At 36.8% G+C, this 16,178-nt stretch carries 12 protein-coding genes and 1 pseudogene; 11 read left to right on the top strand and 2 right to left on the bottom strand.

Annotated features, from left to right (window positions below; genetic code table 11):
• Positions 1–11: 11 nt before the first annotated feature.
• A complete protein-coding gene (locus OGZ34_RS04280) occupies positions 12–1,157 on the bottom strand; it encodes an efflux RND transporter periplasmic adaptor subunit (RefSeq protein WP_173964457.1) in 1,146 nt (381 codons plus the stop codon).
• 315 nt (positions 1,158–1,472) lie between these two features.
• On the opposite strand from OGZ34_RS04280, the gene trhO reads away from it, so the two are divergent.
• The 4 genes and pseudogenes from trhO (at position 1,473) to OGZ34_RS04260 (ending at position 5,242) form a co-directional block, all read left to right on the top strand.
• Entirely contained in the window at positions 1,473–2,831 is a 1,359-nt protein-coding gene (gene trhO, locus OGZ34_RS04275) for an oxygen-dependent tRNA uridine(34) hydroxylase TrhO (protein ID WP_173964456.1), read from the top strand.
• A 24-nt stretch (positions 2,832–2,855) separates the two neighbouring features.
• A pseudogene (gene tnpA / locus OGZ34_RS04270) lies at positions 2,856–3,291 on the top strand (IS200/IS605 family transposase).
• 479 nt (positions 3,292–3,770) lie between these two features.
• Positions 3,771–5,012, top strand: coding sequence for a peptidase U32 family protein (locus OGZ34_RS04265; protein ID WP_173964455.1), 1,242 nt, complete (start codon positions 3,771–3,773; stop codon positions 5,010–5,012).
• Positions 5,012–5,242 carry a ferredoxin gene (locus OGZ34_RS04260; RefSeq protein ID WP_173964454.1) on the top strand — a complete coding sequence of 77 codons (231 nt, stop codon included), beginning with the start codon at positions 5,012–5,014 and terminating at the stop codon, positions 5,240–5,242. Before OGZ34_RS04265 ends, OGZ34_RS04260 begins: the two co-directional genes overlap by 1 nt.
• Positions 5,243–5,345: 103 nt before the next feature.
• On the opposite strand, the gene OGZ34_RS04255 is transcribed toward OGZ34_RS04260, so the two are convergent.
• The gene (locus tag OGZ34_RS04255; RefSeq protein WP_173964453.1) at positions 5,346–5,813 is read right to left on the bottom strand and encodes a hypothetical protein; all 468 of its coding nucleotides are present in this window, start codon (positions 5,811–5,813) and stop codon (positions 5,346–5,348) included.
• Between the two features lie 358 nt (positions 5,814–6,171).
• Between OGZ34_RS04255 and OGZ34_RS04250 the strand changes: the two genes are divergently transcribed.
• The 7 genes from OGZ34_RS04250 to OGZ34_RS04220 all read left to right on the top strand — a co-directional run bounded on the left by OGZ34_RS04250 (position 6,172) and on the right by OGZ34_RS04220 (position 16,135).
• A complete protein-coding gene (locus OGZ34_RS04250; RefSeq protein ID WP_263362243.1) occupies positions 6,172–7,506 on the top strand; it encodes a PSP1 domain-containing protein in 1,335 nt (444 codons plus the stop codon).
• The gene (locus tag OGZ34_RS04245; protein ID WP_173964451.1) at positions 7,490–7,969 is read left to right on the top strand and encodes a gliding motility lipoprotein GldH; all 480 of its coding nucleotides are present in this window, start codon (positions 7,490–7,492) and stop codon (positions 7,967–7,969) included. The genes OGZ34_RS04250 and OGZ34_RS04245 overlap by 17 nt, the downstream gene beginning before the upstream one ends.
• Positions 7,970–7,979: 10 nt before the next feature.
• Positions 7,980–10,286, top strand: coding sequence for a penicillin-binding protein 1A (locus tag OGZ34_RS04240; protein ID WP_173964450.1), 2,307 nt, complete (start codon positions 7,980–7,982; stop codon positions 10,284–10,286).
• Positions 10,287–10,553: 267 nt separating this feature from the next.
• A complete protein-coding gene (locus tag OGZ34_RS04235; protein ID WP_263362242.1) occupies positions 10,554–11,252 on the top strand; it encodes a CoA transferase subunit A in 699 nt (232 codons plus the stop codon).
• 92 nt (positions 11,253–11,344) lie between these two features.
• A complete protein-coding gene (bla, locus tag OGZ34_RS04230; RefSeq protein WP_263362241.1) occupies positions 11,345–12,235 on the top strand; it encodes a class A beta-lactamase, subclass A2 in 891 nt (296 codons plus the stop codon).
• A gap of 103 nt (positions 12,236–12,338) precedes the next feature.
• Complete coding sequence (locus OGZ34_RS04225; protein WP_173964447.1) at positions 12,339–12,995, top strand: CoA transferase subunit B; 657 nt, start codon at positions 12,339–12,341, stop codon at positions 12,993–12,995.
• A 365-nt stretch (positions 12,996–13,360) separates the two neighbouring features.
• Positions 13,361–16,135, top strand: a complete 2,775-nt coding sequence (locus tag OGZ34_RS04220) for a M4 family metallopeptidase (protein ID WP_263362240.1) — start codon at positions 13,361–13,363, stop codon at positions 16,133–16,135.
• Positions 16,136–16,178 lie beyond the last annotated feature (43 nt).

Raw genomic sequence — 16,178 nt, 5'->3', positions numbered from 1 at the left:
AGGTGTAAAAGTTATTTAGTTGCTGCAGTTTCAGTCTGACCCAATTGCCATTGAATTACTTTTGGCGTAATAACACTTCCATTTTTTAATAATGAAGTACCTCCCATGGCTATTTTGTCTCCGGGTTTTAAGCCATCTTCAATAACGTAACCATCTTTTACAGCTGGACCGGGTTTTACAATTTGCATATTAACCTTATTGTCTTTTCCTAATACATAAACCTGAAAAATACCCTGTACTTCAATAACAGCACGTTGCGGAATAACGATCGCATCTTTACGAACGTCCGTAAGCAGTGCAATTTTTACATATTGTCCCGGGCGTAACAATTTGTCCGGATTTGCGAATGCAGCTTCAAATGTTATAGCTCCGGTAGAAGGATCAATCTGTCTGTCGGCAAAGCTGACTTTACCGGTTTCGGGATAAACAGAACCGTCAGATAATTTTAGCGAAACTGTTGCACCAGAACCTTTTAAAGGAGAATTGGGTTTGTTGAATTCTCTGAATAGACGTAGAAATTCCTGTTCACTCATTGTAAATCGAACTCTTACATCACCCAAATCAGAGATTGTATTCAGAACAGACGCCGCGCCAGGTCTCACATAATCACCAACTCTTACTTTTGATATTCCGATTAAACCTGAAATGGGTGCTTCAATTCGGCAATAACCCAGTTCAATTTTCGAATTTTCTAAGGAGGCCTGCGATGCTTTAATTTGAGCCTGAGAAGCATTGTATGCTGATTTAGCCGAAATTAATTCTCTCTGACTAACGGCATTTATCTTGGCTAGGGGGGCGATCATATCTAAGTCTGCTTTGGTCTTTGCCAAACGTGCCTGTGATTCTGCCAGTGTTCCTTCGGCTTGGTCTCTTTTTGCTTTATAGGGTAGTGGATCTATGGTATACAGCAGTTGTCCTTTGGTAACAAAGCCCCCTTCTTTAAAATTTAAACTTATAATAATGCCATCAACACGCGGATTTATTTGAATATCGGACTGACCGTAAGTTTGTCCCGTATATTCAGATTCTACGTTTACATCCTGATTTAAAACAGTAAGAACTGAAATTTCAAGTGGTTTGGGCGCTGGAGGAGTTTCTTTTTTACAGGCTGAAAGAAAGAAAAGGAGTAGGATTGCTGAAGGGTAAATTTTGTTCATTTTTAATTTATATTAAGATGTATTAATATTCAACTAACTAGAAACCAATTAAGTCCAAAGCTAAGTTAACATTTTTTTAGCAAAAATGTAGAAAAAGAGCCTTTCATTTTTATTACGGATGTATTTATTGTAATATCCTTTTAAAGCTGTTTTAGGATAAATTATAAATTGCAATCTTCTATAAATTTGGGACTTTTTTTTCACCAGGAAAAATGAGATGAAATGTTAATAGCATTTTTAATCTGAAAATAAATCTTATTTTTGCAGCAGATTTTAAAAATCACACATAATTCTTAACTTAAAACTGTTTATAGCATGCAACTGTATAACACTTTGAGCGCAGAAGAAAGAGCTATCTTAATCGATGATGCCGGTAAACAACGACTAACGTTGTCTTTCTATGCGTATGCCAAAATTGAAGATCCCAAAAAATTTCGCGACGATTTATTTATTGCCTGGAACAAGCTTGATGCTTTAGGCCGAATCTATGTTGCTAACGAAGGTATTAATGCTCAAATGAGTATTCCTGCCGAAAATTTGGAGGCTTTTAGAGAAACTTTGAATGTCTACGACTTTATGAAAGGCATACGATTGAATGAAGCTGTAGAACATGACGATCATTCCTTTTTAAAATTAACGATTAAAGTTCGTCATAAAATTGTCGCTGATGGTCTAAACGACGAAACTTTTGATGTAACCGATATAGGGGTTCACTTAAAAGCCAAAGAGTTCAACGAGATTTTAGAGGATCCAAATACGATTGTAGTCGATTTTAGAAATCACTACGAAAGTGAAGTAGGGCACTTTAAAAATGCTATTACTCCTGATGTTGAAACTTTTAGAGAGAGTTTACCTATCATCAATGAACAGCTTCAAAATCATAAAGAAGATAAAAACCTTGTCATGTATTGTACCGGAGGAATCCGATGTGAGAAAGCAAGTGCATATTTCAAACATCAGGGTTTCAAAAATGTTTTTCAATTAGAAGGTGGTATCATCAATTACGCCAAACAAATTGAGGAAGAAGGCCTGGAAAGCAAATTCATCGGAAAAAACTTTGTATTTGATAATCGTTTAGGTGAAAGAATTACAGAAGATATCATTTCGCAATGTCACCAATGCGGAAAGCCTTGTGACAATCACACCAATTGCGAGAATGATGGCTGTCATTTATTATTTATTCAGTGTGATGAATGTAAAACGGCAATGGAAAACTGTTGTTCTACAGAATGTTTAGAAATTATCCACATGCCTTTGGTAGATCAGGTTCGATTGAGAACCGGAAAACAAGTTGGAAACAAAGTTTTCAGAAAAGGAAAATCGGAAAATTTGAAATTCAAACATTCAGGTGATTTACCCAATACGGCTTTGGCTGCAGCAGAAAAACCTGTTGATATTCGTCAGAAAGTAAAAGTAAAAAAAGTACTTCTTGGAAAAGCAGAGCATTATTATGTAAAAGCACAAGTGGCACAGTTTACGATTGAAAACCAAGAGCTAAATGCCGGTGATAAAATTTTAATTTCGGGGCCAACGACTGGTAATCAGGAAATGGTTTTAGAAAAACTGATCGTTGACGGAGCCGAAACTTCAACGGCTAAAATTGGTGATAAGGTTACTTTTGAGGTACCTTTCCGTATTCGTTTGTCAGATAAATTGTATAAAATTGTAAATTAGCGAAATTTTAAGCTAATTTACATTATGTCACAATCTTTTACCAAATTATGGGTTCATGCAATTTGGGCAACCAAGAATCGACAGGAACTAATTTGATTTTTCTATTCAGAAAACATTGTATGATTTCATTTGGCAAGAGCTGATTGAACTCGGGTGTCCAGTTAGAATCATCAATGGAATGCCAGATCATGTGCATGTCTTATTTTTACAAAATCCACAAAAAACTGTTTCAGATATTGTAAAGCAAATTAAAGGAAGTTCTTCTCATTTTATGAATAGAGGAGAATTTATCCTTGAAAAATTTGCGTGGCAAACTGGCTTTGCGGCTTTCTCTGTTAGCGAATCCCAGTTAGATGCAGTTTATAATTATATTAAAAATCAAAAGCAACATCATCTTAAGAAAAACGGACAAGATGAATTCGATGATTTTGTAAAATTGCATGGATTGGGGGATCAATGATTCTTATCAATACGTTCCCCGTGGTTTCAACCACGGGCTATATTTAAAAATCATTGAAAGAAAACATAGCCTGCGGTTTCAACCGCAGGAACACAACGAGTATCCACAACGATCGTCTGTTTTACAAGTTTTAGTCTTTCGCTGTTGTTGAAGATGTTCATCGCTACGTTTCCCGTGGTTGAAACCACGGGTTATATTTGAAAAACATCCATATAGAAAAACATAGCCTGCGGTTTCAACCGCAGGAACGCAGCGAGTATCCATAGCGCATATATGTTTTACAAGATTGAATCAAAAACGTTTCCCACGGTTGAAACCGTGGACTATTTTTGATAAAGATTGCGCAACGGTTTATAAATAATTTTTAAAATATAGACTATGATAAAAATCATAGAAATCTAATCTATACCCACATTATTTTTGCCAATTGTTAGACGAGTAGATTCGGAAAACATATCATTGGAATAATAAAATCAAAAATGACTATTACAAATAAAATCGAACTCATGTCTCCTGCCGGAGATTTTGATTCGCTTCAGGCTGCTTTAGATAATGGTTGTGATTCTGTCTATTTTGGTGTTGAACAGCTTAATATGCGTGCACGTTCAACGGTGAATTTTACGATTGAAGATTTAAGAGAAATTGCGAACCGATGTGAATCTAAAAACGTTCGAAGTTACCTTACATTAAATACAATTATTTACGATCATGATTTATCAGTTGTTAAAACATTACTGAATAAGGCAAAAGAGGCCAATATTACTGCGGTGATTGCTTCTGATCAGGCTGTAATTGCAATGGCCCGATCAATTGGAATGGAAATTCATATTTCGACACAGTTGAATATAACCAACATCGAAACCATAAAGTTTTATAGTTTATTCGCAGATACAATGGTTTTAAGCCGTGAATTGAGCCTACGCCAGGTAAAGAATATTACGGCTCAGATTGAGAAGGAGCAGATAAAAGGTCCAAACGGAAATTTGGTCGAAATCGAAATTTTCGGCCATGGTGCTTTGTGCATGGCGGTTTCCGGTAAATGTTATCTGAGTTTGCATTCGCATAACTCGTCTGCTAATCGTGGGGCCTGCAAACAAAACTGCAGAAAAAAATATACTGTTATCGATCAGGAAACTGGTTTTGAAATCGAATTGGATAACGAATACATGATGTCGCCTAAAGATTTATGTACGATTGATTTCTTAGATCAGGTTATCGATTCGGGAATTCAGGTTTTAAAAATTGAAGGCCGGGGCCGTGCGCCAGAGTATGTGGCAACTGTGATTAAAACGTATCGCGAAGCTATTGATGCGTATTATGATGGTACTTTTTCAAAAGAAAAAATAGCAGTTTGGATGCAGACATTAGAAACCGTTTACAATCGCGGATTTTGGTCAGGGTATTATCTGGGTCAGGAATTGGGAGAATGGAGCGATATTCCGGGATCTGCAGCAACACAAAAGAAGGTTTATGTTGGAAAAGGGACACACTATTTTCCGAAAGCCAATGTAGGGCAATTCAAAATTGAGGCTTACGATATTAAAATAGGAGATAAAATTCTGGTAACGGGACCAAGTACGGGTGCGCAGGAAATGATTATTGACGAAATGTTTGTAAATGATCTTGAAGCCGAAAAAGCAACAAAAGGGGATGATTGTACTTTTAAATTGCCATTCAGAATCAGAATGTCTGATAAACTATATAAAATCGTTGAGGCATAATGGTGATTGTTACTTTACAAAGAGATAAGTGCATTGGCTGTAATTATTGTGTTGAGATGGATCCTATCCATTTTCAGATGTCAAAGAAAGACGGAAAATCAGTTTTGATTCATTCCGTAAATGCAAAAGGATTTTTTACTTTAAAATCTCCAAATCATACGATTGCAGAAAGTTGTGAATTGGCGGCTAAGGTTTGTCCGGTGAAAATTATAACGGTTAAGGAGACTTAGGCCATTATTTTTTTATTATAGTAAAACCCTATTTTGTGTAATACACAAAATAGGGTTTTTAAATTAGGATTAAATGTGTTTCTCACTTAACACATAAGAGATATCAATCTAACAAGTTTTCCAGATTTGTATATTCTTCAATAGCATGTTGCTGTTGTGATTTTCTTTTTTTAGTTGAAAATAAAGTATGACCAACAACCCAATCAGGAATTAAGCTTAAAAATTTAACGCGATAACCAATATCTAAATAGTGATGAACGATAGTTTTGTTTTCAGAGATGTTTTCTAAAGCTATTGTAAGATAGACAGGGTAGAAGTAGAGGGCTTTCATTTTTACCAGCTTATTTTCGGTTACTTCTGTTATACGCCATTTATACTTTACTGTTGTTCCTTCAACAATTTCTTTGAAATAAAGAATACTTCCCAGTTCTTGTTCTGTTCTTTTAATTACTTCAAAGTCCTTATGCGCTGGATGCCATTGGGAATACTTTTCCTTGTCAAGGGTAAGAAGGAATTTATAGATGAGAGCTGTATTCTTTTTTACCTCTATGTTTGTTAGCAGCTGAATCATTAGACATTTTTTTAGTTTGAAAGTTAAATGATTTTACTTTTGAAGTTTTTTTGTCTTTTAATCTTTTTTACCGAATAAATTTTTGACGAAGGTATTAATATTTTTTTGTAGGAAAAAGAACGATTTGGTTGTTATGGAATAGAATTGTAAGGAAATGTCTTTTGAAAAAATAGAAAGAGAATTAGATAGGGTGAATTTATAGGGTTAAAAAAAGTCTTTTTTATTAAAAACGAGACATTTGTTCATTTAACATCCCTTTAGTTTTAATCGTTAAAAAGCAAACTAAAAAAAATACTATCTTTACCGATCAAACGTTTATGAACTTAAGTCGCGTTTTTGCGACACTACATATATAATTATGGCATGTACAAGTTGTTCAACCTCAGATGGTGGTGCACCAAAAGGTTGTAAAAATAATGGGACTTGCGGCACCGATAGCTGCAATAAATTGACGGTTTTTGACTGGCTCGCAAACATGAGTCCGTCCAATGGAGAGGCGATTTTTGATTGTGTTGAGGTTCGTTTTAAAAACGGGCGTAAAGAATTTTTTAGAAATTCAGAAAAATTAACTTTAAGTATTGGTGACATAGTAGCAACTGTTGCTTCACCGGGACATGATATTGGAATTGTGACTTTGACAGGCGAATTGGTAAAAATTCAAATGAAGAAAAAAGGAGTAAATCCTGAGAGTAATGAAGTTCCTAAAATTTACAGAAAAGCTTCTCAAAAAGATATTGATATCTGGTCTGTAGCGCGTGACCGTGAAGAACCAATGAAAGTTCGTGCCCGTGAATTGGCGATTCAGCATAAGCTGGAAATGAAAATTTCGGATATTGAATTTCAGGGAGACGGATCAAAAGCTACATTTTATTACACGGCAAATGACAGGGTCGATTTTAGACTTCTGATTAAAGATTTTGCCAAAGAATTTAGTACCAGAGTCGAGATGAAACAAGTAGGTTTTCGTCAGGAAGCAGCTCGTTTGGGTGGAATTGGTTCTTGCGGACGTGAACTTTGCTGTTCAACCTGGCTAACTGATTTTAGAAGTGTAAATACATCAGCGGCACGTTACCAACAGCTTTCACTGAATCCTCAGAAGCTGGCAGGACAATGCGGGAAATTAAAGTGTTGTTTGAATTATGAGTTAGATACGTATATGGATGCGCTGAAAGATTTCCCGGATTACGACACTAAATTAGTGACTGAAAAAGGAGATGCTATTTGCCAGAAACAAGATATTTTTAAAGGATTAATGTGGTTTGCTTACACCAATAATTTCGCAAACTGGCATGTTTTAAAAATCGATCAGGTAAAAGAAATTATTGCCGAGAACAAACAAAAAAACAAAGTGTCTTCATTGGAAGATTTTGCTATTGAAGTGACTTCAGAACCTGAAAAAGACTTTAATAACGCAATGGGGCAGGAGAGTCTAACCCGTTTCGATCAGCCAAAAAGAAAGAAAAAGCCAAGTCGTAAACGCAAACCAAATGCTGAAAATGCAGTTGTGGCTGCTCCAAACAAGCCGCATCAAGCAAATAACAACACAAACAAGCCGGCTGGTGGTAATCCGAATAAATCGAATAAACCACAAAACAAGCAAAATCAATCGAACAAACCCAATAATTCGAATGATAAGAAACCAGCTGAGCCAAGAAAACCTATAATTATTACTAAAAATGAGAATAAAAAGTAGCGGGATTCTTCTTTTGGCAGCAATACTACTTTTTTCCTGCGATAAAAAAAGAGTATTTGATGAATACAAATCTGTTGGAAGTGCGTGGCACAAAGACAGCATTGTAACATTCGATTTGCCGGTTTTAGATTCTACCAAAAAATACAATTTGTTTGTAAATTTGAGAGACAATAACAACTATCCGTTCAATAATTTGTTTCTGATTGTGGCTATTGAAACACCAAGCGGTTTCACCAAAGTAGATACTTTAGAGTACCAAATGGCAAATCCGGACGGTACCTTGTTAGGAAATGGTTTTACTGACATTAAAGAAAGTAAACTGTTTTACAAAGAAGACGTAAAGTTTAAAGGAAAATACAAAGTACATATCAAACAGGCCGTGAGAGAATCAGGTAAAATCCCTGGTGTTCAGGCTTTAGAAGGTATTACAGACGTTGGTTTTAGAATAGAACAAAAAGATTAGAAAAATAGTTATGGCTGCTAAGAAAAACAATCAATCCAATAGCGTTAAAGATATTAATTACTACAAAAAGAAGTTCTGGAGAATTTTTGCCTATAGTTTATTAGGAGTTCTTGCCTTCTTTTTATTTGCCTCATGGGGCTTATTTGGTTCAATGCCTTCTTTTGAAGATCTGGAAAATCCGGATTCGAATTTAGCTACCGAAATCATTTCGTCTGACGGAGTGGTTATTGGTAAATATTTCAAAACCAATAGATCTCAGCTTAAATACTCAGATTTGCCAAAAAGTCTTGTAGAAGCTTTGGTTGCCACCGAAGATGCTCGTTTTTATGAGCATTCAGGAATTGACGGACGTGGAACTTTAAGAGCCGTTTTTAGTTTAGGAACTAATGGTGGAGCGAGTACATTAACACAGCAGCTGGCCAAGCAGTTATTTCATGGAGAGGGGTCTAAATTTCTTCCGTTTAGAATTGTACAAAAAATAAAAGAGTGGATTATCGCCATTCGTCTGGAACGACAATATACCAAAAATGAAATTTTGGCAATGTATTGTAATGTGTATGACTTCGGAAATTATTCTGTTGGAGTAAGTTCGGCAGCACAAACCTATTTCTCAAAAGATCCAAAAGATTTAACGATGGACGAATCTGCTATTTTAGTCGGAATGTTCAAAAACTCAGGATTATACAATCCGGTTCGTAATCCGGAAGGTGTGAAAAATCGTCGTAACGTAGTGCTTTCTCAAATGGAAAAAGCAAAAATGATTACAACTGCAGAGAAATTGAGATTACAAGCTCTTCCAATTGCTTTAAAATTTAAATTGGAAAGTCACCGTGAAGGAACTGCTACTTATTTCAGAGAATACCTTCGTGATTACATGAAAAAATGGGTTGCAGAGAATAAAAAACCGGACGGTTCGGATTATGACATCTACAAAGACGGTTTGAAAATTTATACCACCATCGATTCAAGAATGCAGCTGCATGCTGAGGAAGCTGTTTCTGAGCACATGAAAAATCTGCAACAGCAATTTTTTATTGAAATGAAAACCAATAAAAATGCGCCGTTTGTAAACATTACACAAGCAGAAACAGATCGAATCATGATGCAGGCGATGAAAAATTCAACACGCTGGGCGCTCATGAAAGAGATGGATAAAAGCGAAGAGGACATTATTGCTTCATTTAAAGTAAAAACAAAAATGCGTGTGTTTACCTGGAAAGGAGAACGTGATACCGTGATGACACCACTTGATTCTATTCGTTACTTCAAACACTTCCTGCAATCTGGTTTAATGGCGATGGAGCCTCAAACCGGAAACATTAAAGCATGGGTGGGTGGAATTAATTATAAATATTTCCAGTACGATCACGTTGGGCAGGGAGCGAGACAGGTAGGATCTACCTTTAAACCTTTTGTTTATGCAACGGCTATAGAGCAATTGAATATGTCTCCATGTGATTCTATTCTTGACGGACCTTTTATGATTCACAAAGGGCGTCATAATGTTACCGCTGACTGGGAACCGAGAAACTCTGATAACAGATACCGCGGAATGGTAACCTTGAAACAAGGTCTGGCCAATTCGATCAATACAGTATCTGCTAAATTGATTGACAGAACAGGACCTGAAGCTGTAGTAGAACTAACACATAAGTTAGGGGTTAAAACTGAAATCCCTGCTCAGCCATCTATCGCACTTGGTGCTGTAGACATTACAGTAGAAGATATGGTTGCTGCGTATAGTACATTCGCTAATCAGGGAGTATATGTAAAACCACAATTTTTAAGCCGTATTGAAAACAAAAGCGGAGAGGTGATCTATGAGCCAATTCCGGAATCACATGACGTTTTAAATAAAGATATTGCCTTTGCAGTAATCAAATTATTGGAGGGAGTTACTGAAACCGGCTCAGGTGCACGTTTGCGTACACAGGGAGGTGGAAGTGGCGATAACCGTTGGACAGGATATCCATACATGTTCAAAAATCCAATTGCAGGTAAAACAGGAACAACTCAAAATCAGTCTGATGGTTGGTTTATGGGTATGGTTCCGAACCTTGTAACCGGAGTTTGGGTAGGTTGTGAAGATCGTTCGGCACGTTTCAAAAGTTTGACTTACGGACAAGGAGCAACGGCAGCACTGCCAATATGGGGTTACTTTATGAAACTTTGTTATGCAGACGAAGGACTTCAGATTTCCAAATCAGAATTTGAACGTCCGGCCAATCTTTCTATAAAAGTAGATTGCTATAGTCGACCTGCAGTAGTAAAAGACACTACACAAACAGAACAAAATACAGACGAATTCGAATTGTAACTTTGGTTCTTTTTAAAATAATAAATCCTTTTGTATTCTTCTAAACCAGGAAGAATACAAAAGGATTTTTCTGTTCATAGAATGTAATTGACGTCAAAGACATCCGGTGGTGAGAGAGATTAATAATATAATCTTAGATTTTTGTGTGAAACAGAAGGTTGTTTTTCAGTTGGTAAAATCAATCATTTTATTTTTTACGAAATCGTTATAATTTAATCTAAAAATCTTATTTTTATCAAAAATATACAGTAATAAAGACAGTTTGTTATGATTACAAAAAAAGTAAATAACGTTCACGATGCTATCAAGGGAATTGAAAGCGGAATGACCATTATGTTTGGCGGTTTCGGTTTATGCGGAATTCCTGAGAATACAATTGCAGCCCTGGTAAATACTTCAATTTCAGATTTAACCTGTATTTCTAATAATGCGGGAGTTGATGATTTTGGTTTGGGATTGCTTTTGCAAAAAAAGCAAGTTAAAAAGATGATCTCTTCTTATGTGGGAGAAAACGCTGAGTTTGAGCGTCAGATGCTTTCAGGAGAATTGGAAGTTGAATTGACGCCACAGGGAACTTTAGCCGAGCGCTGTCGTGCCGCACAAGCCGGAATCCCAGCTTTCTTTACACCAGCAGGTTACGGAACTGAAGTTGCCGAAGGTAAAGAAGTTCGTGAATTTAATGGAAAAATGCATATCATGGAGCAGGCTTTTAAAGCAGAGTTCGCCATTGTAAAAGCCTGGAAAGGTGACGAGGCCGGAAATCTGATTTTTAAAGGAACAGCGAGAAATTTTAATGCATGTATGGCAGGAGCCGGTAAAATAACCATTGCCGAAGTCGAAGAATTAGTTCCGGTTGGAACATTAGATCCAAACCAGATCCACATTCCGGGAATTATGGTACAGCGCATCTTTCAGGGAGAAAAATTTGAAAAGAGAATCGAGCAACGCACTGTTAGAAATAGATAATTAGAAAATGAGGCAATTAGATAATTAATTTGGACTACGCGTAGTTTGACATTATCTAATTATCTAATTTCCAAATTGACACATTCAAAAAAATGACCAAAGCTTTTTGTATCCTTCTGTTGTCTTTCTTGTCGTTTCAGACTTTTGCACAGACGACAACTGAGTTGCGCGAGAAATTACGCCAGATTGTTGCAGATAAGCATGCTACAGTGGGAATTGCTATCAAAAGCATTGAAGATAAAGACACTTTGAGCATAAATGGAAACATAAAAGTTCCCATGATGAGTGTGTTTAAATTTCATATTGCTTTGGCTGTTTTAAGTAAAGTAGATGAAGGCAAGCTCTCATTAACTCAGGAAATTTTCATTAAAAAAGAAGATTTACACCCGGATACCTGGAGTCCGATGAGGGAAGATTTTCCCGATGGAAACAGGAGTTTAACGCTGGATAAATTGTTGCGGTATACGGTTTCGCATAGCGATAATAACGGATGTGACATTCTGATTGATTTATTGGGTGGAACAAAGACAGTACAAAAATTCATAAACAAGCAGGGGATTAAAGATTTTGTTGTTAAAGTTAATGAGGAGCAAATGAAAACTTGGGAGAATCTTTATCTGAATACTACAACCCCATGGGGAACAACAGTATTACTTGAAAAATTCTTTAAAGGTGAAATTCTAAAGGAAGCCACAACAAAGTATTTGTATCAGATCATGGTCGAAACTTCGAGAGGACTGACTTGGATGAAAGCTGGACTACCAGAAAATACAGAGTTGGCGCACAGAACTGGAATGTCCGGGACCAACGATGCTAATTTACGGGTTGCAATGAACGATGTAGGGATCGTTAAACTTCCGAATGGGAAACATTTTGTTCTATCGGTTTATTTAACGAACATTACAGAATCTCAGGAAAATACAGAAAAAATTATTGCAGACATTGCAAAAGTAACCTGGGATTATTTTATAAATAAAAAATAGATAATTGAGATAATGAGACAATTAGATAATTATTGGATTGCGTAAAGAATAACATTATCTAATTTTCACATTAACTAATTAAGTAATTGACACATTCAAAAATATGTTAACAAAAGAAGATATTGCAAGACGTATTGCAAAAGAAGTAAAAGACAGGTATTTTGTGAACCTTGGAATTGGGATTCCAACTCTTGTTGCAAATTATGTGAGAGAAGATATTGCAGTGGAATTTCAAAGTGAAAACGGTGTCCTTGGAATGGGGCCATTTCCCTTTGCCGGAGAAGAAGACGCTGATATCATCAATGCCGGAAAACAAACCATTACAACACTTCCAGGAGCCAGTTTCTTTGATTCGGCTTTTAGTTTTGGAATGATCCGAAGCCAAAAAGTAGATTTGACTATTTTGGGCGCGATGGAGGTTTCTGAAAATGGAGATATCGCAAATTGGAAAATTCCCGGAAAAATGGTGAAAGGAATGGGTGGTGCAATGGATCTGGTTGCTTCTGCCGAAAACATCATCGTTGCCATGATGCATGTAAACAAAGCGGGGGAGTCGAAGATTCTAAAAAAATGTACTTTGCCTTTAACAGGCGTAGGCTGCGTTAAAAAAGTAGTAACCGAGCTTGCAGTTCTGGAAGTAACCAAAAATGGTTTTAAGCTCTTAGAAAGAGCGCCAGGTGTTTCTGTCGAACATATCATTGCATCAACGGAAGCTGATCTGATCATTGAAGGAGAAATTCCGGAGATGGATATAAGATAATTCTGTAATTAAGATAAAATCGCATGAAGGCTAGCTTTTAAAAGGGCTAGCCTTTTTTGTAGGAATAATTTAAGAATGGAGCAGGAGGTTTGTTTTTTGCGCAAAGCCTTGTGTTTCCTGACTTTTGTTGTGTAATGTATTATAAATCAATAGAATAATTATTTTTTACGGCTATTTTTTGTGAAATAATCACAGTTTGTTAAATAAAAGTGAATTTAAGGTAAAAAGTGTTGCATTTGATCGATTAAAGGCAAATTTCATCGATTATCTAACTTAAATAAAATACTTTTATCTTAAAATAAAGTATTTACTTACGTTTAATATTTTATTTGTAATCATTTAACCAAACTAAATACCACATTATTATGAACAAAAAATTACCAGGAATTATGGCGTCAGCCGTTGTTATTCTTACATTTTCAGTATCGGGATTTGCCCAAAATACAGACAAACGGGTAAGTCAGAAAAGTGTATCGGAAAATGGACAACCTAGCTTAATCACTTTTAGTGATAAATCTACGTACAAGGGAACAGATTACAATACTGTTTTTAGAGAGCAATTGGGGCTAAAAGACAATCAGTCTTTTTCGAAAGTTAGAGTAGAGTCTGACAGAGAGGGTTTTACACACGAAAAGTTCCAGTTGTACGAACAAGGTGTTAAAGTTGAATTTGCCAACTACACCTTACATTCAAAAGATGGAAAATTAGTTTCGATGAACGGAGAATTTTATGCTCTTGAAAATGTAAAAACAACCCCAAAATTATCCAGTAAAGCTGCTTTTGATAGAGCGATTGCCTACACAGGAGCAAAGCAATATTTATGGGAGACCCCGGCAGATGCTGCAGCAATGAACTATGAAAAGCCAAAAGGCGAGTTGGTTTTATTGCCGGCAATGGAAGATCAGGGTGAAAACCGAAAATCAGATAAAGTGAGATTGGCCTATAAATTTGATATTTATGCCACCAATCCGGTAAGCCGTGGTGATCTTTACATCGATGCTGAAACCGGAAAAGTCTTGTTTTTTAATGCTACCATAAAACATCTTGGCGAATACAGCCACGGGAGTAAAGTAAAAGCCGCTAAAGCAAAAGCAATCAGTCAAAATGAAGAGGCTAACGTCAAAAAAGCTTTTGTTGCCGCAAATGCAGCGACACGTTATAGCGGAACACAGGTGATACAAACCACTTTAAGCGGGGCATCTTATATACTTGCCGATGCAACAAGAGGTTTAGGAATAAACACTTACAACATGAAAAAAGGAACCAGTTATACTGCTGCTGTAAATTTTACAGACGTTGATAACAACTGGACAGCTGCCGAGTTTAACAATACCAATAAAGACAATGGTGCATTGGATGCACATTGGGGAGCTGAAAAAACATATGATTACTGGTCAACAGTTCACGGTAGAAATAGCTATGATAACGCGGGTGCCATCATAAAAAGCTATGTGCATTACAGCAATGCCTATGATAATGCCTATTGGAACGGTAGCGTTATGACTTACGGAGACGGTAGCGGAACTTATTTTGATATCTTAACAGCAATTGATGTTGCAGGACACGAAATAGGACATGCCGTTTGTACGTATACGGCAAACTTAGCTTATCAAAAAGAATCCGGAGCGATGAATGAAGCGTTTTCAGATATTTGGGGAGCTTGTATTGAGAATGCAGCTGCGCCAACAAAATCAATCTGGTTAATTGGTGAAGATATCGAAAGAAGATCAGGGCACCTTGCTTTGCGCTCTATGAGTGATCCAAACTCTGAAGGCCAGCCGGATACTTATGGCGGAACGTATTGGATTAATCCAAATTGTACACCAACAAGCAGTAATGATTATTGCGGTGTTCATACCAATTCGGGGGTGTTGAATCACTGGTTTTATATTTTGTCTGTTGGAAAAACAGGGACAAATGATATTGGAAGCGCCTATAATGTAACAGGTATCACAATTGATAAAGCGGCAAAAATTGCATATCGTTTAGAAAGCGTGTATTTGACCGCAAATTCGACTTACGCCAATGCAAGAACTTCAGGGATACAATCAGCGATTGATTTGTATGGTGCTGGTTCGGCAGAAGTTATCGCTACAACTAATGCATTTTATGCAGTAGGGATTGGCGCTGCTTATACAGGCTCTACAGATACTGTTGCGCCAACAGCTCCAACAAGTCTTGCGGCTTCCGGTACAACGGGTTCAACAACTAACTTGATCTGGACCGCTTCAACAGACAATGTTGCCGTTACAGGATATGATATTTACCAGGGAGCAACGCTGAAAGTTTCTTCTACTACAACAAGTTATACCGTTACAGGTTTAACAGCACTTACAGCATATAGCTTTAGTGTAAAAGCCAAAGATGCGGCAGGAAATGTTTCAGCGGCAAGTAATGTTGTAAATGTTACGACTACCGCAGCAACTGTAACGTATTGTGCCTCTCAGGGGAATAGTACTGCAGACGAGAGAATTGGTAAAGTGGTATTCGGAACAATCAATAACACTTCAACAGGAACAACAGGATATGAAAACTATACTGCTATTTCTACAAATGCTTCGAGAGGAACAGCTTATACCATAACAATCACTCCAACTTGGACTTCTACTGTTTACAGTGAAGGATATGCTGTTTTTATCGATTACAATCAGGATGGTGATTTTGCAGATGCAGGCGAAACAGTTTGGACCAAAGCAACATCTACAGGAACTACAGCAACGGGAACCATTACAATTCCTGCTACGGCAACACTTGGAACGACAAGACTGAGAGTTTCTATGAAATACAACGGAATACCAACTTCTTGTGAGACGTTTTCTTATGGACAGGTAGAAGATTATTCGATCAATATCACTGCTTCAGGAGCTATTGTAAATCAGGAAATTGCTGCCGGATTACTTGAAACAAATGAAACTTCAAGATTTGCATTGTATCCAAACCCGGTTGTCGACGAATTAAATGTTTCATTAACAGACAATACCGGATATACGTTTAGAATTACAAATACATTGGGGCAACAAGTTAGCGCTGGGGAGCTTTCTGCGAATCCAATTGATGTAAGAACTTTGAAAACGGGACTTTACATAATCGAATTAAATAACGGAAATAAACGAATCGTTAAGAAATTCGCTAAGAAATAAAAAATTGTAATTTTAAGGTTGAGAGCCCCGCAATTTTGCGGGG

Origin of the sequence: Flavobacterium collinsii, from assembly GCF_946903285.1 — a bacterium.
Lineage (GTDB): Bacteria > Bacteroidota > Bacteroidia > Flavobacteriales > Flavobacteriaceae > Flavobacterium > Flavobacterium collinsii.
Note: the sequence above shows the minus strand (reverse complement) of the source record. Positions and strands in the feature narration are given on the sequence as shown.